This window comes from Massilia sp. DD77 (genome assembly GCF_036961685.1).
Lineage (GTDB): Bacteria > Pseudomonadota > Gammaproteobacteria > Burkholderiales > Burkholderiaceae_D > Telluria.
In genome coordinates, this window is sequence record NZ_JBAMDH010000057.1 from 1 (window position 1) to 23,891 (window position 23,891).

The following is a 23,891-nucleotide window of genomic DNA, read 5'->3' on the forward strand; positions in this document are numbered from 1 at the left end:
ACGCCCTGCTGGCGACGATGCAAGCGCGCCCCGGCGCGCCGGACGCCGCCATCGCCGACGGCTACACCTGGGCGGCGGGCCTGTCCTCGACCTGGAGCCGGGTCGGCGACAACCCCACCTGGAACGAACAGACCGCGAGCCTGCGCCATTACGGCAAGCGCGGCTCGATCGGCTTCGAAACCCTGCGCGCGCACCGCTTCGCCCAGACCGGCCATGCCTGGGCGCTGGACGCCTACGTCACCCTGTGGACGGGCGCCTACGCCAACCTGCGCTACCAGCGTGCCCCGAGCGCGCGCCTGTTCCCGGCCAACGCCGGCCGCATCGAGCTGGTCCAGTCGATCGGCAATGGCTGGGAAGTCTCGCTCAGCGACGACGTGCTCGGCTTCGATGGCCGCGTGAACATCTACGGCGCCACCCTGGCCAAGTACACCGGCAACTGGTACGTCCAGCTGCGCCACCAGAACATCGTGTCGCCAGGCTCGCACAGCTCGGGAGACCGCCTGCTGGGCCGCTATTACTACCGCGGCGACGCAGACAGCTACCTCGAGCTGGCCGCCAACCGCGGCCGCAGCGACGACCCGCTCTCGCTGGCGGGCGGACGGGCGCGTTCCGGCGGCGGCAGCGTCAACCTGGTCCATTACTTCTCGCGCGACTGGGGCGGCCGCGTCGGCGCCGCGTTCTCGCGCGATGCGGACGGCGCCGACAACGGCCGCGAACGCAGCCTGTCGTTCTCGGTATACCGCCGATGGTAATCAAGGAGCGCCTGCACAAGCTCGGCGGCGCGCTGGGCGCTGCGCTGGTCACCGTCCTCGAATCGCTGCCGGCCCTGATGCTTGCCTGGCTGGTGCTGCGCGCCGCCGAAGGCATCCACGCCTCCGGCGCCGGGGTGCCGCAATCGACCCTGCTCGGCGTGGGCGTCGGCAACGACGCCATGTCCCTGCTGCGCTATGGCTTCGTGTTCCTGCTCGCCGCCCTGCCCCTAGCCTTCATCCGCTCGCAGCGCGCCCGCATGGTCCTGCTGGGCGTCGGCTGGAGCCTGCTGCTCTGCCTCCAGGCCGGCCTGGTGCAATACCACTGGGTCGCCGGCGTGCCGCTGGGCGCGGACCTGTTCGCCTATTCGGGCAGCGAGATCGGCACCACCGTCGCCGGCGGCTGGGCGGCCAGCCCGCTGCTGCTGGCGGCCTTGCCGTTGTCGCTCGCGGTGCTGTGGGCGGTGCTGGCGGCCACCACGCGCGAGTGGTGGCCGCGCTTCAGCGCGCGCAGCGGCGCGCTCGCCCTGGCCATCAGCCTGGCCGCTTTTGCGCTGCTGCCCGACCGCTTCCTGCCGCGCGTGGTGCGCACCGACGCCGACCTGGGCTTCGTGATCAACAAGACCGCCTATTTCGCCGACAGCAGCCTGGGGCTGCTGCGGGGAGGCCCGGCGACGGCGCAGGCGCAGGCGGCGGCGCAGGGCGACGCGCCGTGGGAGGGCAAGGACCCGCGCTACCCCTTCCTGCGCGCCGAGCGCACGCCGGACACCCTCGGCCCGCTGTTCAAGGCCGGCGCGGGTGCGCCGCCGAACCTGGTCTTCATCATCGTCGAAGGCCTGGGACGCTCGTTCTCCGGTCCCGGCGCGCGCCTGGGCAGCTTCACGCCCTTTTTGGACGAGCTGGCGCAACAAGGCCTGTACTTCGAGAACTTCCTGGCCGGCCAGGGCCGCACCTTCGGCGTGCTGACCACCGTGTTCGGCTCCCTCCCCTTCGGCGAGCAGGGCCTGGCCGCGCTGGGCGAGCGCATGCCGCGCCACGACTCCCTGCTCACCGTGCTGAAGGCCCAGGGCTACCGCCTGAAGTTCTATTCGGGCTCGAACATGGAGTTCGACAACGAAGGCCTGTTCCTGCGCGCCCAGGGCGTGGACAGCATCGTCAGCGAGAAGGACTTCGGCCCCGGCTACCGGCGCAGCAACGACTGGGGCTACGCCGACCGCGACCTGGTCGAGATGGCGCTGGCGCGAGAGCGCGAGGATACGCATGCGAATCCGGCGCTGAGCATCATCCAGACCACCAGCATGCACAGCCCCTTCACCTTCCCGGGCCAGGACGCCTGGCGCCGCCGCGTGCCCGAGCGCCTGGCCGCGCTCGGACGCGCACCGCAGCCGGTGCACGAGGACAACCGCGACATCTTCGCCAGCATCCTGTACACCGACGACGCGCTGCGCCTGTTCTTCGAGCAGGCCAGGAGCTTGCCGGGCTACGGGAACACGATCTTCGTCGTCACCGGCGACCACCGCCTGCCGGAACTGCCGATGGACACCCGCATCGAGCGCTACCACGTGCCGCTGATCGTTTATTCACCGCTCCTGAAGGCGCCGCGCGCGATCAAGGCGGTGTCGTCGCAGTTCGACATCGCGCCCTCGCTGCTGGCCTACCTGGCCAACAATCACGGATTGAAATCCCCTGCGCGCGTTACCTGGCTGGGCACCGGCCTCGATGTGGAGCCCGCGTTCCGCAACCTGCATGCGATTCCGCTCAAGCAGACCAAGACCGAGATGAGCGACTTCGTGTCCGGCTCCGTCTACCTGGCCCAGGGCCAGCTGCACACCCTGGCCGACGGCATGAGCGTCGACCGCGCGCAGGACGCCGGCGCGCTGGCCAAGGCCCAGGCGCAGTTCGGCGCCTTCCTGCGCGCCAACGCGCAAGCGGGCAAGACGGCCGCGCTGTCACCGCCCGGCGCGCCCCTGGCCGCCTATGGCGAGGCGAGTGGCCGCACCCTGCGCAGCGTGCCCCTGGTGTCCGAGGCGGGCGAGGTCGGCGTGTCCGGCGTGCGTCCCCGTCCCGGCACGGGGAAACTCTCGGTAGAGGCGACCTTCACCAACCATGCCGCGATCCGCTCGCGCGAGTTCGCGCCGCTGCTGGTGATCACCAACGAACACGGGCTGGAACTGGGCGAAGTCACGGGCGAGGCCATGTCGCTGGCGCCGGGCAAATCGGCGAGGGTCACCCTGCATCCGGACCTGGGCAAGATCCCGTCCGGTACTTATTACCTGTCGGTGCTGCCTTCGCATCCCGATACCGGACGCTCGATCGGCGTCGGCCAGTACCACGTGGAGCTCAAGCTGTGAAACTTTTTTTTGCCGCCCTGGCGCTGGCGCTGGCCTGCGCACAGTCGCATGCTGCTTCCCCATCCCCCGCAGCGCCGCGCGCCATCTGGACCTGGGAAGAAGAGTCCTACGCCATGCTGCGCCAGGACGCCGCGGCGGGGCGCGCCATCGATTTCCTCAAGTCGAAAGCGGTCGACACGGTCTACCTGTACGCCGACGCCTTCGAGGGCCGCAACCTGATCGTGGCCGAGCCGCAGCGCTACCGCGCCCTGATCCGCCGCATGCACGCCTCCGGCCTCAAGGTCTACGCCCTGCTCGGCTCGGCCTACCTGAAGACCGAACGCTATGTGCTGCCGCGCCACCGGGCCCAGGCCGAAGCCATGCTGCAGCGCGTCCTCGACTACAACAAGGGCGCCGCGCCGGAAGAACGTTTCGACGGCATCAACCTCGACATCGAACCGCACATCCTAGCCGAGTGGAGCACCCGCAAGATGGCGCTGCTGGCCGAATTCGTCGACCTTTCCGATGCGCTGGTGCGCCTCAAGCGCAAGTCCGGCCAGGACCTGCCGATGGGACCGGCGATTCCCTTCTGGTTCGACGGCATCGAGATCGAATGGCAGGGCAAGCGCAAGCCGGTGAGCCAGCACGTGCAGGACCTGTACGACTATGTGGCCCTGATGGACTACCGCGACCGCGCCGAAGGCGGCGACGGCATCGTCAGCCACGCGATGGACGAGCTGGAATACGCCAGCCGCATCGGGCGCAAGGTCATGATCGGGGTCGAGACCCTGCCGAACGCGATCAAGAAGGTGTCCTTCCACCACCTGCGCGAGGCCGACATGGAGCGCGAGCTGGCCACGACCGCGCGCATGGTCGGGCAGATGCCGGCTTATGGCGGGGTCGTGATCCACCACTATCAGTCCTATCGCAAGTGGCTGGGTCTGGAATAAGCGGGTCCCGGAACGAAGCTCGCTTAGTTAGCGTATGAACGTCACCCCGGGACTCGGCGTCCCCCTCGGCCGGGGTCCAAGTTAAGCGTTTCGATAGCTCACGCAGAACTTGGGCACCGGCCTCCGCCGGTGCGACGGATTTTCGGCTAACTAAATGTGATCGGACTCTAAAGCCCTTCAACAAAAATCCCGGCTCGGCGCGTTCAGCCGTCCCAGCAGGTGCGACATGTCGACCAGGCGCTTCGCCACCAGGTGGCGCACCTCGCCTTCCTTCTGCCAGATCCCGTACACCCCGAGCAGCGGGGCATTGAGCACCTCGCGCCGCTGCTGTTCCACCAGCGACGGCCAGACGATCACGTTGACGTTGCCGGTCTCGTCCTCCAGGGTCATGAACAGCACGCCCTTGGCGGTGCCGGGCCGCTGGCGCACCGTAACCATGCCGCAGGCGCGCGCCAGCTGGCCGTTCTGGTAGTCCATCAGGGTGGACGCCGGCATGAAGCGCTTGGCCAGCAGCTGCTCGCGCAGCAGCGCCAGCGGATGGCGGCCCAGGGTCAGGCCCTGGGCGCGGTAGTCGCCCACGATCTCCTCGCCTTCCGAAGGCGCGGCCAGTTGGGGCGTTTCTTCCTGCACCGTGGTCGGGCGCAGGAGGTCGCGGTCGGGCACCGCGCCCACCGCCTGCCACAGGGCTTCGCGCCGGTGCCCGGCCAGCGAGCGCAGCGCGTTGGCGCCGGCCAGCACCTGCAAATCTCCGCGGTCGAGCCGGGCGCGGCGCGCCAGGTCGGCCACACTCTCGAAGGGCCGGATCGCGCGCGCCTCCTCGATGCGCTCGGCCACGTCCCGGCTCAAGCCCCGCTGCAACGACAGGCCCAGGCGCACCGCCGGCTGGCGCGAACGGTCGACGGGATCGAGCTCCTCCAGCGCCGAATCCCAGCCGCTGATGGTCACGTCCACCGGGCGCACCTCGATGCCGTGGCGGCGCGCATCCTGCACCAGCTGCGAGGGGCTGTAGAAACCCATCGGCTGGCTGTTGAGCAGCGCGCACAGGAAGGCGGCCGGTTCGTGGCACTTGAGCCAGGAACTGGCATAGGCCAGCAACGCGAAGCTGGCCGCGTGCGACTCGGGAAAGCCGTATTCGCCGAAGCCCTGGATCTGGCTGAAGATCGCTTCGGCGAAGGCCAGCTCGTAGCCGCGCTCCAGCATGCCGCCCACGATGCGGTCGTAGTACTGTTCCAGGCCGCCCTTGCGCTTCCAGGCCGCCATCGCGCGCCGCAGCTGGTCGGCCTCGCCCGGCGTGAAGCCCGCGCCCAGGATCGCCACCTGCATCACCTGCTCCTGGAAGATCGGCACGCCCAGGGTGCGCGCCAAGGCCACCTTCATCTCGGGACTCGGATAGTGAACGGGATCGAGACCCTGCCTGCGCCGCAGGTAGGGATGGACCATGCCGCCCTGGATCGGACCGGGCCGCACCACCGCCACCTCGATCACCAGGTCGTAGAAGCGGCGCGGCCGCATGCGCGGCAGCATGCTCATCTGGGCGCGCGACTCGATCTGGAACACGCCCACCGTGTCGGCCGCGCAGATCATGTCGTAGGTGACGGTGTCGTCGGCCGGGATGTCCTGCATCTCGAACACGTCGCCGTAGCGCTGGCCGACCAGCTCCAGCCCGCGCCGCATCATCGACAGCATGCCCAGGGCCAGCACGTCGACCTTCATCAGGCCGAGTTCTTCCAGGTCGTTCTTGTCCCACTGGATCACGCTGCGGTCTTCCATCGCCGCGTTCTCGATCGGCACCAGGCGCGACAGCTTGCCCTGGGCGATCACGAAGCCCCCCGGATGCTGCGACAAGTGGCGCGGGAAGTTCAGCAGCTGCTGGGCCAGGGTGGCCCACTGGCGCGACAGCGGCGCTTCCGGATCGAGGCCGCTTTCGGCCAGGCGCCCCAGCAGGTCGGCGCGGCTGTCGAACCAGTGGTGCATCTTGGCGACCTTCTCGACGATGGCCAGGTCGATGCCGAGCGCGCGCCCGCTGTCGCGCAGCGCGCTCTTGGGACGGTAGCTGATCACCACCGCGGCCAGCGCCGCGCGCCCGCGCCCGTACTTGCCGTAGATGTACTGGATCACCTCTTCCCTGCGCTGGTGCTCGAAGTCGACGTCGATGTCGGGCGGCTCGTTGCGCTCCTTCGAGATGAAGCGTTCGAACAGCAGGCTGGCGCGCGCCGGATCGACTTCGGTGATGCCGAGGCAGTAGCAGACCGCCGAATTGGCGGCCGAGCCGCGTCCCTGGCACAGGATGTTCTGGGAACGGGCGAAGCGCACGATGTCGTACACGGTCAGGAAGTAGTGCTCGTACTTCATGTCGGCGATCAGGGCCAGTTCGTGCTCGATCTGGGCCTGCACCTTGACGGGAATGCCTTCGCGGAAGCGCCGGTGCGCGCCGATATAGGTTTCGGCGCGCAGGTAGCTGCTGGCGCTGTGGCCGGGCGGGACCACTTCGTCCGGGTATTCGTAGCGCAGCTCGTCCAGCGAGAAAGTACACAGGCGCGCGATGCGCACCGTCTCGGCCAGGGCTTCGCGGGTGTAGATATTGGCCAGGCGCAGGCGCGCGCGCAGGTGCTGCTCGGCGTTCTGCGCCAGGCCATAGCCGCATTCGGCCACCGGCTTGCCCAGCCGCGTGGCGCTGAGCGTGTCCTGCAGGGGCTTGCGCGAGCGCACGTGCATCACCACGTGGCCGAGGGCCGTGATCGGCAAGCCATGCTGCCAGCCCACCTCCTCGATGGTGGCGCGGTGCGCTTCGTCGAAGGCGCGGTGCAGCAGGGTCAGGCCGAGCCAGGCGCGGCCCGGAAAGGTGGCGGCCATCCATGCGGCTTGCGCGTGCAGGCGGTCGAGGTCTTGCGCCTCGTGCCCCGGATAGGCGGGCAGCAGGATCGCCAGGCAGTCGGGCATGTGTTTCAGGTGCGCATGCGCGTCATCCGGCTCGGCCAGGTCCTCGGGGGTCAGGAAGTACTCCCCCTTCGCGGCGCGCATGCGGCCCAGCGTAATCAGCTCGGAGAGATTGCCGTAGCCGTTGCGGTTCCGGGCCAGCAGGATCAGGGACAGGGCCGGGCTGGCGTCGCGGTTCTTCAGGTGGAAGTGGGCGCCGATCACCAGCGGCAGGCCGGCCTTCTTCGCTTCGCCATGGGCGCGCACCACGCCGGCCAGCGAGCATTCGTCGGTCAGGGCCAGCGCGAAGTAGCCCAGCTGCACCGCGCGCATCACCAGCTCCTCCGCATGCGAGGCGCCCTGGAGGAAGGAGAAGTTCGAGAGGCAAAACAGCTCCGCATACTGGGGCAGTATCTGTGGGGAGGCAGTGGTGGGCGGCTCTGTCACGGCTGGGCTACAATTTTGGATAAAACGGCAATACTGTATAAAAACACAGTATAACCGACCAGGCCAACACAACAAGAGAGAACAATGAAGATCCATGCCCTGCAATGCTTCGGTGCCCGCCCCGGCGCCGGCAACCCCGCCCTGGTGATCGAGGACGATCCCTCCAGCCAGGAGGAACGCGCGGCCTTCGCGCGCGAGCGCAACACGACCTGCGTATGGATCGATCGCTCGAACGAACCGGGCATCGCGGGCGTGGTCGACTACTTCTATCCGCATGCGCGCAGCCCCTTGTGCGTGCACGCGACGCTGGCGGTGGCGCAGGTGTTGTTCGCGCGCGCTCCCGAGTCCGCGACGCTGGCGGTGCGCACCGCGATGCGCCGCCAGCGCCTGGGACTGGTGCGCGAGGACGACGACTACTTCGTGCGGATGGAAGTGCAGGAAGTGGCCCAGCCCGAAATCGACGGCGGACTGCTGGCGCGCCTGCTGGCGGCGCCGGACCTGGTCACCACATCAACGCCGCGCGTGGCGTCGATCGGCAGCCCGAAGCTGCTGGTGGAGGTGAGGGACGCGGACCGCTTGCACGCACTCGTGCCCGACCTGGCGGCCATGACAGCCTGGGGCAAGGAGACGGGTGCGAACGGTATGTATGTGTACTGCCGGCGCGCGGATGGCTGCTACGAAGGACGCAACTTCAACCACCTCGACCATGCGCTGGAAGACAGCGCCACCGGCGTCGCGGCGGGCGCGCTGACGGCGCTGCTCGGCCAGGGAATCAGCTTGCTGCAAGGCCGTGCGACGGGGCGCGATTGCCTGCTCCGTACCCGCATCGAGGACGGTGCGGTATTTGTCGGTGGCCGGGTCGAATCGGCCGATTGACCCAGGGTGCAGGGTTGGCGGCTCTGCCGCCGACGCATTCAACTTCATGCGCCGGCTGAACACGTCGGCGGCGAAGCCGCCAACCCTGCGAACTCATGCTGGTTGAATGATTTCCAGTTATATCAATACAACGTTGCATTAATGCTACAGAGCCATGGTGATCAAAGGGTCAATTGATTAGTATCTAATTTTCCCCCGGAGAAAACTCTGTGCTCAAACTTAAATCGATTCCGCAGTCCCTGGTGCTCGCCCTCTACGGCGCCACCGCCCTCGCAGCACTGCTTCCCGCCGCCGCCCACGCACAAAGCGCCGCGCCGGCCGTCAACACCGAGAACGTCTCCACCGTGAATGTGGTCGGCTCGCGCCGCGTGGGCACCGCGTCCTCGACCGACACCCCGGTGCCGGTCGACTTCATCCCGATGACCAAGGCGGCCGAACAAGGCGGCCAGTTCGACCTGGCCCAGGCCCTGACCAACATCTCGCCTTCGTTCAACTCGACCCGCCAGACCGGCGCGGACGGCGCCGACCTGATCGACTCCGCCGCCCTGCGCGGCCTGGGCTCGGACCAGACCCTGGTGCTGATGAACGGCAAGCGCCGCCATACGGTGGCCCTGGTGAACCTGTTCGGCGCGCGCAACCGCGGCAACACGGGCACCGACATGAATGCGATTCCGCTGCTGGCAATCAAGAACGTGCAGGTGCTGCGCGACGGCGCCGCCGCGCAATACGGCTCGGACGCGATCGCGGGCGTGATCAACATCGAACTGAAGAAGAGCCTGGGCTGCGAATCGGTGCTGGGCTACGGCCAGTACACCGAAGGCGACGGCGAGAACTGGCTGGCCTCGGCCTACTGCGGCGTGGCCGTGGCGGGCGGCGTGCTGGGCATCACCGGCGAATACTACGACCGCGGCCGCTCGAACCGCTCGGAGCCGGGCAACCCGCGCATCATCGGCGACACCAAGTCCGAGAACCAGACCCTGTACCTGAACGGCGAATTCCCGGCCGGTCCGGGCAAGCTGTACTTCACCGCGGGCGCGCAGAAGCGCGACGCCTCGTCGGCGGCCTGGGCGCGCGAAGGCGTGGGCTCGGAAGACATCCCCTCGCGTAACTCGGCGGCGATGTACCCGGACGGCTTCGTGCCCTTCATCGACGGCAAGGTCGACGACCGCTGGGGCACCGTGGGCTTCCGCACGCAGGTGGGCGAATGGAACGCCGACCTGTCGCAGACCTACGGCTACAACCGCCTGATGTACGACATCAACAACACCCTGAACGCCTCGATCGCCAACCTGGACCTGATCAACGGCGGCCCGGGCCGCAGCGCCTCGGCCTTCGACGCGGGCGGCTTCTCGTTCCGCCAGGCGACCACCAACCTGGACTTCAGCCGCTTCTACAACGGCGTCCTGAACGGCATGAACGTGGCCTTCGGCCTCGAGCACCGCCGCGAGAACTACAAGATCTTCGCCGGCGAAACCGGTTCCTGGAACGACGCCGACGGCGTGGGCTTCGGCGGCAACGCCGGCAGCCAGGGCTTCCCGGGCTTCCAGCCGGGCGACGAGACCGACAGCGACCGCCACAGCAGCGCCGCCTACCTCGACATCGAGACCGACGTCAGCGACCGCTTCAAGGTCCAGACCGCGCTGCGCCACGAACGCTACTCGGACTTCGGTTCGACCACCACCGGCAAGCTGGCCGCCTCCTACCGCGTCACCCCGGAAGTGCTGCTGCGCGGCTCGGTCAGCACCGGCTTCCGCGCGCCGTCGCTGCAGCAGGTCTACTTCTCGTCGACCTTCACCGACTTCGTCAGCGGCCAGCCGCTGGACGTGGTGCTGGCGCCGAACGGCGGCCGCGTGGCGAACGCCGCCGGCATCCCGCAGCTGAAGGATGAAGAATCGAAGAGCTTCACCCTGGGCGCCACCTGGTCGCCGGCCCCGTCGACCTCGGTGACGGCCGACCTGTACCGCATCGACATCGACGACCGCATCGTGCTGTCGGGCCGCTTCGACGCCGACAACTACCCTGCCCTGGGCACGACCCTGCAGCAGCTGGGCGTGGGCCAGGCGCAGTTCTTCGTCAACTCGGTCGACACCAAGACCCAGGGCCTGGACCTGACGGTCTCGAACCGCGCCGACCTGGGCGCCGGCAAGCTGAACACCTTCCTGGCGGTCAACTTCAGCAAGACCGAAGTCAAGGGCGTGAAGGCCCCGGCCGCGCTGGCGGGCTTCGAAGACGTGCTGCTGTCCGAGCGCGAGCGCCTGTTCATCGAGGAAGGCGCGCCGCGCCGCAAGGCCACCCTGGGCTTCGACTACAGCCTGGACAAGTTTGAAACCTCGCTGCGCATCGTCCACTTCGGTCCGCAGACCCTGGGCACCTTCTCGGGCCCGCCGGTGCCGAACCAGAAGTACGAAGCGAAGACCTCGGCCGACCTGTCCTTCACCTGGGCCTTCACCGACAAGACCAAGTTCACCGTCGGCGGCACCAACATCTTCGACGTCAAGCCGACCGCGCAGGATCCGAACGAAACCGACAACGGCTTCAAGTACGAGAGCGTGCAGTTCGGCCTGAACGGGGCGTCGGTGTTTGCGCGTCTGTCGCACAAGTTCTGAGCCAGGCGCGTGTGATGTAAAAGGACGCCACCAGCAATAGTGGCGCTCGATCAGCCTAAATCGTCGTCCCCGCGCAGGCGGGGATCCAAGTTCTGCCAGCGTCATCGAAGCGCGTGCAAACTTGGGTCCCCGCCTGCGCGGGGATGACGTTTATTGGCTAACTGAACTTCGTTATATCGCACGTAGTCTTTTTCATTTCCAATACCGCCGCTTTCGTCGGCCCCTATCCCGATTCGTCGGAAATTCCCCGCACCCGCCACGCACAGCGGCAATACTGGCCTTCTCTTCCAAGGAGAAGCCATGAACAAACCCCTGCTCTTCCTGTCCAGCCTGTGCCTGAGCGCCTGGGCCCATGCCTCCGCGCCCGAGGCCTGCAAGCTGGTTCATGCGCCACGCGACAACTTCGTGGTGCAGTTGCCGTTCGAGGTGGTCGATGGACGTATTTATGTGGAAGCCCGCGTCAACGACCGCGGCCCCTTCCGCTTCGCCATCGATACCGGCGCGAGCGGATCGGGCCGCGCGGACGCGACCTTGGTAGCGGCATTGGGCTTGAAGATCAAGGGAACGGCCGAGACCTCGGACGGCGTGCAGAGCGCCAAGGTCGATATGGTGCAGCTCGATTCGCTCGAACTGGGCGGTCTGGCAAGGAAGGACCTCGAGGTCATCACCCGCAACTACGGCGGCAGCAAGGGCGCCGCCGCCTTCCACGGCATCGTCGGGCGCGAGTTCTTCGCGGATGGCCTCTTGATCCTGGATTACCCGAACAGGAGGCTGTCGTTCAGCCACTCGCTATCCTTGCCCGCGGCGGGAGAGCACATCCTCAAATACGAACGCGCCTTCCGCGTTCCCGTCGCCATCGGCCAGCTGCGGACCGAAGGAAACCTGGACACCGGCGCCAACGTCAGCTTCGTGCTGCCCCAGGCGCTGTACGACCAGGTCGGCAACGCGCCGCTGGAGCAAGCCGGTCAAGGCACGCTGACCAATACCAAGGTCGAGACCAGGCGCGCCGTCGTCGGCGGCCCGTTCAGGATCGGCGCCGCCGAGATCAAGGATGTCGAGGTGCGCGTCTCGGAGCGGTTCCCGGAACTGCTCGTCGGCGCGCACATCCTGCAGCGCTATGCGGTCATGATCGACCAGCGCTCGCGCAGCGTCGCGCTATGCCCGTGATGGACGGCGACGGCGCACTGCGGCCAGGCCCGCCAGGGCCGCGCCGAACAAGCCCAGGGTTGCCGGTTCCGGCACCGTGAAGTCGTCCATGGCCCAGGGGGTCGGGCTGCTGTTGTAGATCACCAGCGTATCGATCCCGTTCCAACCCAGCTGCACCCACTGCGGCGCCATCGTGTCGATCACGGTGGACACGCCGGTCGAGTACAGCAGCTGGCCGTTGCGCCAGCCTTCGAAGGAAATCTCCTGCTCCATCCAGGCCGAGGTGAACCAGGCGCCGACGAAGTTGAAGCCGCCCGCCTTCGAGATCGCGACGGGGGCACCGTCGCGGTTATAGGCCGTGTTCGCGAATGAGACCGTCCCAGCCTCGTAGCCGCTGCCCGGATAGGCGTCGGCCCGGATCACGCCCACGTTGTCCCAGTCGAAGCCCGCGTAGCCATTGGCGACCACGGTGCTTTCCTCGCCCGGCAGGTCGTCGAAGCCGATCACACCGGCCGAAGCGCAGGTCGAGCCTCCCAGGGATGCCAGCAGCAAGGCCAGCGAGACTATGGTGTTCTTCATGTTCATGTCTTCCTCGAGTATCAGCGGGCCAGCGCCGCCACGTCGGCGTCGGTCAATGCCGTTCCATAGATGCGCAGGTCGTCCATCGAGCCCACATAGGGCGCATCCCACCAGTTCACCCCCAGCGCGAACACGCCGCTGGTGTTGGTGAACACGTTCGGGAAGTTCGCGCCGCTGAACTTCTTCACGCCATCGACATAGACATTGACAGCGCCGTTCTTCACGCTGAAGGCCAGGTGCGACCAGCGGCCGACCGGGATGTTCATGCCCAGTCCGGCGTCGTACCAGGCCGTGCCCGACCACAGCATGCTGGCGCCGCCGACGAAGTCGTGCCCTTTCGGCAGGAGGCTGATCCAGGAATCCGTGGTGCGGGCGCCGAAGAAGGTCGTGGTGAAGGCGTTCAGCTGCGCCGGCTTGAGCCAGAGCGCGACCGTGTAGTTGTTGGACGCGATCAGGCCGTTGGGCAGGCGGATGCCGGTGGCGCCATTGAACACGGCGGCATTGCCCTTCACGCCCGCTTCATAGCCCAGGCTCCCGCCGGCGACGTCGATACGGCTGCCGATCACCGTGCCCGGCGCGAACACGCCATTCGCATCGAACAGGTTGCCGTCGAAGGCGTAGTGCGCCAGCAGGCCGCCGGCCTTGCGCACGGTGACGGTGAAGGCCTTCACGGTCGTGGCCGTGCCCTTGGTGATACGGGCGGTCAGCGTCAGCGTCACGTCGCCGTTGGGCGAAGCATTCACCACGCCGGTGTTGCTGACCACCGCCGGGTTGGACGAGGTCCAGGCGATGGTGGCGCCACGTGCGCCGCTCGTGGGCAGGTTCAGGTTGGCCGTGACGGCCGACGTATTACCCAGGCCAAGCTCGTTATAGATGGCGGTGACCACCTGGGCATCGGTGCGCGGGACCAGGCGGCTGCCCATGACGCTCACGCCGTCGCGCGACAGGGCCGAGAAGGTCATCACATAGCTTTTCGAGGTCTCGTCCCACTGGCTGACCAGTACGCCCTTGTAGGGCGCGGCGCCGGCCAATTGCAGTTCGATCTGGTTGCCGCCCACCAGGGTCCAGTTGCCCGTGACGGCGCCGGTGACGGCACCGGTCGCGTTCAGCGTGATCGACTGCGCCTTCTTGACGGTGGCGGAAATGTCCTTGCCATGGTTGACCAGCAGGTAGTCGCCGACCACGAATTCGCGCCGCACGCTGGCCAGCTTCTCGTTGGCGAAGCGGTAAGGCGTGACGACCGGCCAGCCGTCCGCGTTCATGAACATCTGGTGGGTGCGGATCTCGTGCTGCTCGCCGCGCTCGGGGAAGCGCGAGTGGAACACCAGGAAGTGGCGGCCGGTGGCGGCGTCGTAATAGGCCGAGTTGTGGCCGGGCGAGACGTAGCCGGTGCCGATGCCGGTGCCGGTTTCGCCCAGCTTGCGGTCGAACAGGAAGCTGCCCATCATCTTGACGCCGTAGGGTGCGATCGAGGCGTCGTCGAACAAGGGCTTGCTCGGATCGGACTTCACGTTCGCCATGTTGTTGCCCTGGGCGTCCAGGTAGGGTCCGTCCGGATTGAGCGAGCGCGCCACGCGCATGTTGTAGCCGCCGGTGGCGTCCAGGCCGCCGAAGGAGGTGAACATGTAGTAGTAGGAGGTGGCGGGGCTGTACAGCACGAAAGCGCCTTCGATGCGGCTATGGTTGCCGCCGATCAGGCGCTTGCCGTAGCCCTGCCCCGGCAGCGGCATGCCGTTCGAGGGATTCATCTGCATGATGAAGATGCCGCCCGAGTAGGAGCCGTAGATCATCCACAGGCGGCCGCCGTTGTCGAAGAAAACATGCGGATCGACCGTGTTCGGGTGTTTCAGGGCGTCGTAGACGGTGCCGTCGGCGCTGGCCTGTCCCCACATGCCCGACTGCAGGATCAGGCCCTTGTCGACGTAGGGGCCTTCGATGCTGTTGGCCACCGCGATGCCCAGGGCCGAGCGCGGCGAATCGCCCTTGCAGGCGTTGTAGTACATGTAGAACTTGCCGTCCGCGAGCTGGCGCACGTCGGCCGCCCACAGGGTGTTCGACTGGGCCCAGCTGAAGGCCTCGGACAGTTCGGTATAGACGTTGGCGGAGCCGTTCAGGAACAGCTTGTTGGTGGCGCTCACGCTGTCCGTCACCTGCTCCCAGTTCATCAGGTCCTTGGTCTTGGCTGCGGCAAGGTGCGAGCCGAAGACGTAGAAGGTGTCGCCGACCTTGATCACCGAGGGATCATGGACCGAGGCGTTCTTGAAGGCGGGCTGGGTGAATCCGGCCTGGGCGGCCGCGTTCAGGGAAATCAGGGACGAGGCCAATAGCGCCCCGATTCCCCATAGAGAGAATGGCTTCTTCATTGCTTGTCTCCGTTATCGTTATGTTCGTTGCGCTATGGCGCACGGGTCCCGCGGCGCGTTCCGGACGGCCGCAATTGGGTATGTACGGTGAATGGACAGAATGAAGAGTTTTTAAAATTCTGACAAATCACATTAATGCTGTGATTGATGCCGATATCGGTATCGGCTGCAGTGGATGCAGTTGGAGGCGCCGCTTACGCAAGTGTGTTCAGTGAGCGTATCGACGTCGTCCCCGCGCAGGCGGGGAGTCGTAGGCGCCAGTGGCGCGTACGACGGGACTCGACGGCTACCTACAATGCTGTCGTTTACGACGGCTAGCCAACTTCAGGCGCCGGCCTTGCGCTTCCTGAACGTCGCCACCTTGTGACGATTCCCGCACAGTCCCATGCTGCACCAGCGCCGCTGATGCGACTTCGAGCGGTCCAGGAACCACAGCGTGCACTCGGGGTTCTCGCAGCGCTTGACCAACTCGAACTTCCCCTCGCTCAGCAGCTGGGCCGCCGCCTCCACCACCGGCGCCAGCAGCGCGTCGTGCGCCTCGCCCAGGTAGCGGATGCGCAGCGCTGCGCCGCCCTCTTCCCCGCGCAGCACGAGCTGGCGCGGCGCGCGCGCCAGCAAGCCGTTGAGCAGCGCCAGGTCGAGCGCTTCGCCATCCTTGCGCTGCGCGACCAGTGCGCGCAGCTGTTCGCGCAGGACGCGCGCCGCTTCCAGCAGGCCGGGGGCGGCCCTATCGGGCAGCTCGACCACGGCGGGCACGGCCTCGCGCAGCCAGGCCAGCACCTCGGCATCGCTGCCCCAGCGCTCGACCTGCCCGCCATCCAGCGTCATGACCGTGTTCATCAGGTCCAGCGCGGGATGATCCCCGTATAGCTCGACCTTGTTCCCAGCAGACTGCGTGTCCATCGCCGCTCCTTGATGTAACCCCTAAAAATATTCTTGACAGGTTACAGAATAGGTGTAATCTATCCTCCGTAACCTGCATAAATGATTTTAGCAGGTTTCACCTCACCCACCTCAGGAGATCCTCATGTCGAACGCAAGCCACCCCATCCGCGCCAGCTTCCATTCCGTCGAGGCCGACGGCGTCAAGGTGTTCTACCGCGAAGCCGGCCCGCGGGATGCGCCCGTGATGCTGCTGCTGCACGGCTTTCCATCCTCATCCCATATGTTCCGCGAGCTGATTCCGCTGCTGGCGACGCAGTACCGCGTCATCGCCCCCGACCTGCCCGGCTTCGGCTTCACCGAAGTGCCGGCAGAGCGCCACTACGCCTACACCTTCGACAGCCTGGCGCTGACGATGGAAGCCTTCGTGGATGCGCTGGCGCTGGAAAAATATGCACTCTACGTGTTCGACTACGGCGCGCCCACCGGCCTGCGCCTTGCCGCCGCCCATCCGGAGCGCGTGACGGCCCTGGTCTCGCAGAACGGCAATGCCTATCTCGAAGGCCTGGGCGACGCCTGGGCGCCGCTCAAGCGCTACTGGGCCGACCCGAGTCCGGAAAACCGCGAGACGATCCGCGGCTTCCTGACGCTCGACGCGACCAAATGGCAGTACGTGCACGGTGTGGCCAATCCCGACAGCGTGGCGCCGGAGGCCTATCACCTCGACGTCGCGCTGATGCAGCGCCCGGGCAACCAGGAGATCCAGCTCGACCTGTTCCTGGATTACGCGAACAACCTGGAACAGTACCCGCGCTTCCAGCAGTTCTTCCGCACGGCCCAGGTGCCGACCCTGGTCATCTGGGGCAGGCACGATCCCTTCTTCATCCCGCCCGGCGCCGAGGCCTTCCGCCGCGACAATCCGAACGCCGTCGTGCAACTGCTCGACACCGGCCACTTCGCGCTCGAGACCCATGTCGACGTGATCGCCGCCGAAATCCACAAGCTGCTGGCCCGCGCCACCCGCTAGGCCGCGCAACCCCGTAGGGCCGGCGGCTGCGCCGCCAACCCTACGTTGGCGCGGCCGCTGCTTTCAGGCCCGCCTGCGGCACGTCGGCAAAGACCTTGCCGACGATGACCCAGGCCCCGTCCATGCGCACCAGCGACAGGTAGTTGACGTAATTGAAGCCCAGCGCCGGCACGTGCACCTTTGCCGTCGCGATGTTGTGGGTCACGTTGAGCGACAGCACCCGCATCTGGTAAGGCTCGTCCCGCTCCTGCGGCGCGGCGCGCAGTTCGACCGCCTCGAGGTAATCTTCCACGCGCTTGTAGTAGGGCTGGCCGCGCACCTCCGCGAACAGCGCCGCCTGCGGGTGGAATACCGTGCGCAGCAAATCGGTGTCGCCGGTGTACAGGCCGGTGAAGTAATCGGCCAGCACGACGAGAATGGCTTGATGGTCTTGCATGATGTTCTCCTCGACGAAGCGTGGCGGCTCACGTGCCGCTGCCGCGCGCCGCCGCCTGGCGACGGCGCAGCTTGGTCACCATCTCGCCGCCGACGCCCCAGTTATCGGTGTTCACCTCGTCGATCACGACGAAGGTGCTGGCCGGATCCTTGTCCAGGACCGTGGTCATGAGGTCGGTGGCGCCGGCGATCAGCGCCTCCTTCTGCTCTTTGGTCACGCCTTCGTCGGTGACCTGGATCAGGATATAGGGCATGTCGTTCTCCTTGGCTGCGATCGGTTACCAGGTGCCGGCGGTGGCGCCGCCGTCCACGTTCAACACCACGCCGGTGGCGAAGCTGGCGTCGGTGAGGTACAGCACCGCCTCGACGATGTCCTGCACCCGGCCCAGCTGGCCGGTGGGCTGCAGGGTGCGCAGGAATGCGTGGTAGCCGATGTCGTGCATCGGCGTGTCGATGATCCCGGGCGCCACCGCCGACACCTTGATGTTGTGCGGAGCCAGTTCCAGCGCCAGCGCGCGGGTGGCGGCGTTCAGGCCGCCCTTGACCAGCACCGGCAGCGCGGCCGGCACCTTGGCGTTCGGCTGCAGCGCGATGCTGGCCGTGATGTTCACGATGTGGCCCCCGCCGGTCTCCGCCATGTGCGCGGCCGCCTGCTGCGACGGGTAGAAGAAGCCCATCAGGTTGGTGGCCACCAGGCGGCGCACGTCGTCTTCGGTGTAGGCGGTGAAGGGCTTGGCGTTGAAGATACCGGCGTTGTTGACCAGGATGTCGACCTTGCCGAAGCGCGCCTTGGCCACCGTGAACAGGGCCTCGGCGGTATCAAGCTCGGCGATGTCGCCTGCCACGCCATAGAAGTTGTCCGGGCTGCCCAGCTGCACCTTGGCCTGCTCCAGGCGCTCGACGCTGCGGGCATTGCCCACCACGTTGTAGCCGCGTGCGAGGTAAGCCTCGGCCAGGGCCAGGCCGATGCCGCTCGAGGCGCCGGTGATGACGACGGTACGGTTTGCTGCTTGCATGGTGCGCTCCTTTAGTCCGGTGGTTGAGTGGACGGCGGCGACAGTGCGCCGTCCATGGCCTGGACTATAGGCAGCCCGGGTTACCGGAAAAAGGTGATCACCAGCAATTCAGTCGATACACGGTGTAATGAATCGTGCGGGTTTTAACTGCGATTGCCCTTGCGCAGCCGCTCGACCAGAAAGTCGACAAAGGCGCGCACACGCAAGGCCACGTGACGTCCGTGCGGATAGATCAGGCAGAAGGGCCGCGATCGTCCTCCGTATTGCGGCAGCAGTTCCACCAGCCGCCCCGCCTTCAGGTCTTCGTCCACGATGAAGCGGTAGGTCTGGAAGATGCCGCCACCCGCGCGCGCCAGGGTCACCGCGCCCAGGATGTCTTCGGCGCAGCCGTACAGGCCCTGCGTGGGCAGCTCGACCTCTTCCTCGCCGTCGCGGAACAGCCAGCTGATGTTGCGCCCGTTGCTGGGCAGGGCGAACTGGATGCAGTTGTGCCCCGCCAGCGCCGCCGGCGACTCGGGCCTGCCGTGCAGCTTCAGGTAGCCGGGGGTGGCGACCACCACCAGCTCGGCGTCTTCGAGCGTGCGCGCGATCATGGTCGAATCGGCCGGCGCGCGGCCGCGGATGGCGAGGTCGAAACCTTCGTCGCCGAAGTCGACGTTGCGGTTACTGAGGTGGAATTCGATCTTCACGTCCGGATAGCGGCGCGTGAATTCCGGCAGCAGCGGCAGCACCCGGTAATGGCCGTAGGGCGTGGGCATGCTGATGCGCAGCAGGCCGGAAGGTGCGCTCTGGCGGCCGGTCACCATGCGCTCGGCCTCGACCAGCTGGTCGAGCGCCGCGCGGCACTGGTTGTAGTAGTCGCGCCCCGCCTCGGTCAGGTGCAGGGTGCGCGTGGTGCGCACGAACAGGCGCACGTTCAGGCGCGCTTCCAGGCGCGACACCGCACGGCTGACCGCCGCCGGGGTCACGGCGGCCGCCGTCGCCGCGGCGGTGAAGCTGCCCAGCTCCGCGGTGGAGCAGAACAGCTCGATACTTCCCAGCAGGATGTCGTCGAATTGGCGGGTCATCTGGTCATGCCATCGTGGTCGAGTTCCTCGATGATAGTGATCCGGCGGCCCGCTTGTCGAGCCTTACTTCGTGACCGTCAGCACCGAACGCTTGCCGCCCTTGAAGCCGTACAGGGTGATGGTGCCGTCGCGGATGTCGCCCTTGGCGTCGAAGGCGACCGGGCCGGTCACGCCCTTGGTCTGGATCCTGGCCAGCACCGGCAGGTACTTCGCGGGTGCGGACGATCCGGCCTTGACCATGGCCTCGGCCATCGTCATCACGGCGTCGTAGGCATAGGGCGCGTTGATCTGCACGTCGATGCCGAAGCGCTTCTTGTAGTCGGCGCGGAACTTGTCCATGCCGGCCTTGGCCTCGCCCTGCACGCCGCCCGCCTCGGCGCACACCACCTGGCCGTCCTCCATGGTGCCGCCGGAGAGCTTGAAGATCTCGTCCGAGCAGATGCCATCGCCGCCCATCATGCGCACGTTCATGCCGAGCTGCTTCATCTGGCGCAGCATCGGGCCGGCGGTGGCGCTCATGCCCCCGAAGAAGACCAGGTCCGGCTTGCCGGCGCGGATGCGGGTGATGATGGCGGAAAAATCCGTCGCCTTGTCGTGGGTGAATTCGCGCGCCACCACCTTGCCGCCCTGCTGCTGCAGGCTGCGGGCGAACTCGGTCACCAGGCCCTGGCCGTAGGCGGTGCGGTCGTCCACCACCGCCACCCGCTTGGCCTGCATGCCCTTGATGGCGTGGCGGCCCAGTGCCTGGCCAAGCTGCACGTCGTTGGCCACCACACGGAAGGTGGTGTTGAAACCTTGCTGGGTGTATTTCGGCGAGGTCGACGAGGGCGAGATCTGCGGAATGCCGGCCGCGTGGTAGATCTTCGAGGCGGGGATCGTCGTGCCCGAGGTCTCGTGGCCGACCATGCCGTGGATCCTGGCGTCGACCAGCTTCTGCGCCACGCTGGTGGCCTGCTTCGGATCGCCGCCGTCGTCCTCGGCCAGCAGCTGGAACGTCACCTTCTTGCCGCCGATGCTCACGCCACGCGCGTTCAGCGCCTCGATCGCCATGCGCGCGCCGTTCTCGGTGTCCTTGCCGAAGTAGGCCACCGGCCCGGTCACTGCCGCCGCGTGGCCGATCTTCACCACTTCCTGTGCTCCCGCCGCGCCTGCGGCGAATGCCGCCACGGCGCCCATCATGGCTACCTGCTTGTTCATCGATTCCTCTGGTTGATGCTAGCGCTACCGCGCCCAAACCATCCATTCTACCCATAGCTGGGCGGATGCGCCGGCCGTGACAATTGGTGAGAATATCATCTTGCCGACTGCGGTATGCTCCGCGCTCACGCGGCGCACGAGACGCCAGCCCGCCGCCACAAGCGGATGGGCAAGAAGGCCACCGTCCAATGGAGACCACCATCGATACCCCAGCCAGAACGAAGGCTGCCGGCGCGCTTGCCGGCGGCCTGCTGCTTTTACTGATCGCATTGCCGGTCCACGCGCACCCTGTCAGCGCGGCTGTCCAGGAGTGCTTACAGTTAGGCGCGGACGGTCTGAAGGACCAGGCTTGCACCGGCGCCGGCGCGAGCCTGGCGCCCCGCCCTGCCGCCATCGCGAAGCGCCCGCGCCCGCGCGTTGGCGCCCGGCGCGACTGCCGGGGCCTGAAGGATGCGATCGTAGTGAGCGAAGAGGCGGAGCGGCGCAACAGCGGCGGCGGCGTGATCGAATCGTTGCGCCAAGACCTGCTGGCCCTGCGCAAGCGTCACCGCCAGCTCGGCTGCTGACCTGCAGATGCGCCGACTACGGGCGCTTCCTTGCGGCGCTGCTGAACGACGAACCCACGCTGCGGCAGATCATGGCGTCGCCGGTGCCGGTCAGTGCGAAGCTGGGCCTGGATTGGGGAGCGGGCTGGGGACTGGGACACCGGGGCGACGACACGCTCCTTTGGCATTGGGGAACAATCCCGGTTACCGTGCCTTCGCGATGGTCTCCCCGCGTACCGGAGACGGGTTCGTGACGTTCACCAACAGCGACGCCGGCTTGTCGCTGGCCCAGCCGCTTGGCGAGGACATCCTTGGTGGGCCGCACCCGGTGTTTCGCTACCACCTGCTGCGCGACGGCCCTGCCAACCTGCTGTGCGAGCAGTTCGGCGTCTGCCCTTGATGGAACAGTGGAGACGGCCAGGGGCGCCCAAGCTTCTTCTTGTTATGAACGCAACTGGTCCGTACACTGATCCATTCCGCTGCCTGTTATCGGCCAGAAACGGTCCTTCACAAACGTCCGAGATCGGCCACAACCCGACAACATGTTATGCACGCAATTTACTTTAGATGGAAAGTAGCCTCTGGTCGTGAACCGGACTTTGAGCACGCCTGGCTGGAATTGACCAAACTGATACGCGATGAACGGGGCGGTCTGGGGTCACGTTTGCATCGGTGCGCCGACGGCCACTATTTCGCATATGCCCAATGGCCGTCCGAGCTCGCCTGGGCTACACAGCCCGAGCCTACTGCGCGCATGGTGGAGTTGCGAAACCAGATGCGTGAATGCGCTGAACTGGTAGATGGCCCGCTTCGGGGTGACGTCGTTGCCGACCTCCTGATATCGTCAGCCCCCGACTGAGCAAACAGGCTGGCGCAAGTGCCGGTTGAATGCGCAGTCGAAGCAGAAGTAGGTGTGCCAAGCACAGGTCGACTGGATGCCCCGACTGATAAAAGCGACAGCGAAGAATATCCGCAACCATAGGACGGAAAAAATGAAATGGTCCAAGTTTTCGACGATTTTTGTGGTTTGGCTGGTGCTGGCGCAGCACGGTCAATGCGCCAAGGCCGAATCTGCCAAGGCTCCGCTTACCGTGGCCGACATGGCGCAGTGCCGGGCCCAAGTCACCGAGTTCAACCAGCATGTGCAGGCGCACAACGCGAAGGTGGACGAGCTCAAAGCCTTGGAGGCTGAGATTAACGCATTAAGTGCGGCACTTGATAAGGAGCAGGCTGCGGTTGATCGCTACGACAGCGACGCCATGCAAGCTCTCAACGCGAAAATCCTGAAGAACAATGAACTCGTCGCGCGGTATGAACAGATGGTTTCCTCGACCAAGGCAAGCGCAAGCGAGAACGAGGAACGCGCTGCGCAGTTCCGCGAGTCGTGCGAGAACCGTCCACTGGCGCCGCGACTCGCCCCGCAGACGCAGCCGCAGCCGTCAGATTCGCTTTGCGGTTCGCCCATCGGCGCCAAGGAAGTCGAGCGCCAAATCCAAGCTGCCCTCGCCCAGATACGCGCTGACGAAAAGCAGCATCAGGCAAAGGTGGATCAGGTTGCTCAGGCGCAGGCTAAGGCGCATGCATGGAACAATGAGAAGCGGAGTAAGGTCTGGCTGCAAGTGTTGGTCGCACCCAAGTTCATGACTTTTGAGCGCGAGAAGCAGCCTTATGTGCAGGAATTGATGCGCATCCTCGGCACCAAGCCGAAATCCAGTCAAGAAGCATGCCGGCTCACGCAACGTATGGCGGCGATGCTGCCGGCCATTAAGGCAATCAACGCGCGGCAATACGCATTCATGGCAGATGAGATTCGCAAGGCCAAATAGGTTTTTGGAATTCATCGTCTGAACGACTACGTTCTTACGAAAGTCCCAGCTTGCCAGAAAGCGCCCATTCGACAGGTTTTTGTTATCGACATAAGGAAAATGGACCAACAGCTGAGTACCACTGAAAAACTGCGAACCTGGGCACGCAACATCAAGCGAGACGGAGTCACCCTTTGGTTCGCTTACAAGAATCCAGAGACGCCCTGGTTCGCAAAGGCGCTCTGCGTGCTGGTCGTGGCATATGCCCTTAGTCCGATCGACCTCATTCCCGATTTCATGCCGGTGCTGGGCTACCTCGACGACCTCATCCTGCTGCCGTGTCTGATATGGCTGGCGGTCCGGCTGATTCCCGAAAGCGTGCTGGCGCAGTGCAGAGTCAGGGCCGACGAATGGATAACAAAGGAAGGGCGCGCACCAAAAAACAAATGGGGCATCGTTTTCGTCCTGGCCGTGTGGATACTCGTAGCTTGGGTGACTTGGCGGTATGCCGTCTCTCCATTTCTTTGAGATCCGGTACGCGCCCTATGCCATACGGTGCTCGGCCGCCTTCGGACTGAACACCACGGTCGCCGCCAGCCCGCCCAGCCGCGCCGACTGCCCCAGGGTCAGCGTCGCCCCATGCCGTTCCGCGATCGCCTTGATGATGGCCAGTCCCAGCCCACTGCCCGCCGCCTCGCTGCCCGCCACGCGGTAGAAACGGTCGAACACGCGCTCGCGTTCTTCCTCCGGGATGCCCGGCCCGCTGTCCTCCACCGTTACCTTCGCCGCGCCGTCCTCCATCACCACCGAAATGTCGGCGGTGCCGCCGGCGGGCGTGTACTTGATCGCGTTGTCCACCAGGTTGCGCAGCAGGATCTGGAGCGCGTCCGGCTGGCCTTCCACGCTGGCCGGGTCGGCCTGCTGCACGCCCACATCGACGCCCTTGGCCGCCGCC

At 66.3% G+C, this 23,891-nt stretch carries 22 protein-coding genes; 12 read left to right on the forward strand and 10 right to left on the reverse strand.

Annotated elements, in window-relative coordinates; translation table 11 throughout:
* The 3 genes from V7778_RS23490 to V7778_RS23500 form a co-directional block, all read left to right on the forward strand.
* On the forward strand, window positions 1–752 hold a 752-nt coding region (locus V7778_RS23490), incomplete at its 5' end, for a YaiO family outer membrane beta-barrel protein (RefSeq protein ID WP_335559789.1).
* On the forward strand, window positions 746–3,100 hold the full coding sequence (locus V7778_RS23495; RefSeq protein ID WP_335559791.1) for an LTA synthase family protein: 2,355 nt from the start codon (window positions 746–748) through the stop codon (window positions 3,098–3,100). The genes V7778_RS23490 and V7778_RS23495, both read left to right, overlap by 7 nt.
* Window positions 3,097–4,029 (forward strand): hypothetical protein, encoded by a 933-nt coding sequence (locus V7778_RS23500; RefSeq protein ID WP_335559792.1) that lies wholly within the window; start codon window positions 3,097–3,099, stop codon window positions 4,027–4,029. Before V7778_RS23495 ends, V7778_RS23500 begins: the two co-directional genes overlap by 4 nt.
* A 177-nt stretch (window positions 4,030–4,206) precedes the next feature.
* Here V7778_RS23500 and V7778_RS23505 read toward each other — a convergent pair whose 3' ends face one another.
* Window positions 4,207–7,392, reverse strand: coding sequence for an error-prone DNA polymerase (locus tag V7778_RS23505; RefSeq protein ID WP_335559793.1), 3,186 nt, complete (start codon window positions 7,390–7,392; stop codon window positions 4,207–4,209).
* Between the two features lie 84 nt (window positions 7,393–7,476).
* On the opposite strand from V7778_RS23505, the gene V7778_RS23510 reads away from it, so the two are divergent.
* The 3 genes from V7778_RS23510 (at window position 7,477) to V7778_RS23520 (ending at window position 12,041) form a co-directional block, all read left to right on the forward strand.
* Complete coding sequence (locus V7778_RS23510) at window positions 7,477–8,268, forward strand: PhzF family phenazine biosynthesis protein (protein WP_335559795.1); 792 nt, start codon at window positions 7,477–7,479, stop codon at window positions 8,266–8,268.
* Between the two features lie 209 nt (window positions 8,269–8,477).
* A complete protein-coding gene (locus V7778_RS23515; RefSeq protein WP_335559797.1) occupies window positions 8,478–10,874 on the forward strand; it encodes a TonB-dependent receptor plug domain-containing protein in 2,397 nt (798 codons plus the stop codon).
* 300 nt (window positions 10,875–11,174) lie between these two features.
* Complete coding sequence (locus V7778_RS23520; RefSeq protein ID WP_335559800.1) at window positions 11,175–12,041, forward strand: aspartyl protease family protein; 867 nt, start codon at window positions 11,175–11,177, stop codon at window positions 12,039–12,041.
* On the opposite strand, the gene V7778_RS23525 is transcribed toward V7778_RS23520, so the two are convergent.
* The 3 genes from V7778_RS23525 to V7778_RS23535 form a co-directional block, all read right to left on the reverse strand.
* A complete protein-coding gene (locus tag V7778_RS23525) occupies window positions 12,030–12,599 on the reverse strand; it encodes a PEP-CTERM sorting domain-containing protein (RefSeq protein ID WP_335559801.1) in 570 nt (189 codons plus the stop codon). The two genes, V7778_RS23520 and V7778_RS23525, sit on opposite strands and share 12 nt — an antisense overlap.
* 20 nt (window positions 12,600–12,619) lie before the next feature.
* Window positions 12,620–14,962 (reverse strand): family 43 glycosylhydrolase, encoded by a 2,343-nt coding sequence (locus tag V7778_RS23530; RefSeq protein WP_335559804.1) that lies wholly within the window; start codon window positions 14,960–14,962, stop codon window positions 12,620–12,622.
* Window positions 14,963–15,286: 324 nt separating this feature from the next.
* Complete coding sequence (locus V7778_RS23535; RefSeq protein WP_335559805.1) at window positions 15,287–15,865, reverse strand: CGNR zinc finger domain-containing protein; 579 nt, start codon at window positions 15,863–15,865, stop codon at window positions 15,287–15,289.
* Window positions 15,866–15,989: 124 nt separating this feature from the next.
* Here V7778_RS23535 and V7778_RS23540 point away from each other — a divergent pair, with 124 nt between their 5' ends.
* On the forward strand, window positions 15,990–16,871 hold the full coding sequence (locus tag V7778_RS23540; protein ID WP_335559807.1) for an alpha/beta fold hydrolase: 882 nt from the start codon (window positions 15,990–15,992) through the stop codon (window positions 16,869–16,871).
* A 40-nt stretch (window positions 16,872–16,911) separates the two neighbouring features.
* Here V7778_RS23540 and V7778_RS23545 read toward each other — a convergent pair whose 3' ends face one another.
* The 5 genes from V7778_RS23545 to V7778_RS23565 all read right to left on the reverse strand — a co-directional run bounded on the left by V7778_RS23545 (window position 16,912) and on the right by V7778_RS23565 (window position 20,586).
* Window positions 16,912–17,307 (reverse strand): nuclear transport factor 2 family protein, encoded by a 396-nt coding sequence (locus tag V7778_RS23545; RefSeq protein ID WP_335559809.1) that lies wholly within the window; start codon window positions 17,305–17,307, stop codon window positions 16,912–16,914.
* Window positions 17,308–17,335: 28 nt separating this feature from the next.
* Complete coding sequence (locus V7778_RS23550; protein ID WP_335559811.1) at window positions 17,336–17,560, reverse strand: 4-oxalocrotonate tautomerase family protein; 225 nt, start codon at window positions 17,558–17,560, stop codon at window positions 17,336–17,338.
* Window positions 17,561–17,584: 24 nt separating this feature from the next.
* Window positions 17,585–18,322, reverse strand: a complete 738-nt coding sequence (locus tag V7778_RS23555) for an SDR family NAD(P)-dependent oxidoreductase (protein WP_335559812.1) — start codon at window positions 18,320–18,322, stop codon at window positions 17,585–17,587.
* A gap of 143 nt (window positions 18,323–18,465) precedes the next feature.
* The gene (locus V7778_RS23560; protein ID WP_335559814.1) at window positions 18,466–19,389 is read right to left on the reverse strand and encodes a LysR family transcriptional regulator; all 924 of its coding nucleotides are present in this window, start codon (window positions 19,387–19,389) and stop codon (window positions 18,466–18,468) included.
* Window positions 19,390–19,452: 63 nt separating this feature from the next.
* Window positions 19,453–20,586 (reverse strand): branched-chain amino acid ABC transporter substrate-binding protein, encoded by a 1,134-nt coding sequence (locus V7778_RS23565; RefSeq protein ID WP_335559816.1) that lies wholly within the window; start codon window positions 20,584–20,586, stop codon window positions 19,453–19,455.
* Between the two features lie 188 nt (window positions 20,587–20,774).
* On the opposite strand from V7778_RS23565, the gene V7778_RS23570 reads away from it, so the two are divergent.
* From V7778_RS23570 to V7778_RS23585, 5 genes are all read left to right on the forward strand, one after another.
* Window positions 20,775–21,152 carry a hypothetical protein gene (locus V7778_RS23570; protein WP_335559817.1) on the forward strand — a complete coding sequence of 126 codons (378 nt, stop codon included), beginning with the start codon at window positions 20,775–20,777 and terminating at the stop codon, window positions 21,150–21,152.
* A gap of 229 nt (window positions 21,153–21,381) precedes the next feature.
* Window positions 21,382–21,531 carry a hypothetical protein gene (locus tag V7778_RS23575; protein ID WP_335559818.1) on the forward strand — a complete coding sequence of 50 codons (150 nt, stop codon included), beginning with the start codon at window positions 21,382–21,384 and terminating at the stop codon, window positions 21,529–21,531.
* A 147-nt stretch (window positions 21,532–21,678) separates the two neighbouring features.
* Window positions 21,679–21,990, forward strand: coding sequence for an antibiotic biosynthesis monooxygenase family protein (locus tag V7778_RS25190; RefSeq protein ID WP_442920751.1), 312 nt, complete (start codon window positions 21,679–21,681; stop codon window positions 21,988–21,990).
* 133 nt (window positions 21,991–22,123) lie between these two features.
* Window positions 22,124–22,957, forward strand: a complete 834-nt coding sequence (locus V7778_RS23580) for a hypothetical protein (protein ID WP_335559820.1) — start codon at window positions 22,124–22,126, stop codon at window positions 22,955–22,957.
* 99 nt (window positions 22,958–23,056) lie between these two features.
* On the forward strand, window positions 23,057–23,464 hold the full coding sequence (locus tag V7778_RS23585) for a YkvA family protein (protein ID WP_442920752.1): 408 nt from the start codon (window positions 23,057–23,059) through the stop codon (window positions 23,462–23,464).
* A gap of 15 nt (window positions 23,465–23,479) precedes the next feature.
* Here V7778_RS23585 and V7778_RS23590 read toward each other — a convergent pair.
* Window positions 23,480–23,891, reverse strand: a 412-nt coding sequence (locus V7778_RS23590; RefSeq protein ID WP_335559822.1) for a sensor histidine kinase, incomplete at its 5' end; no start/stop codon positions are given.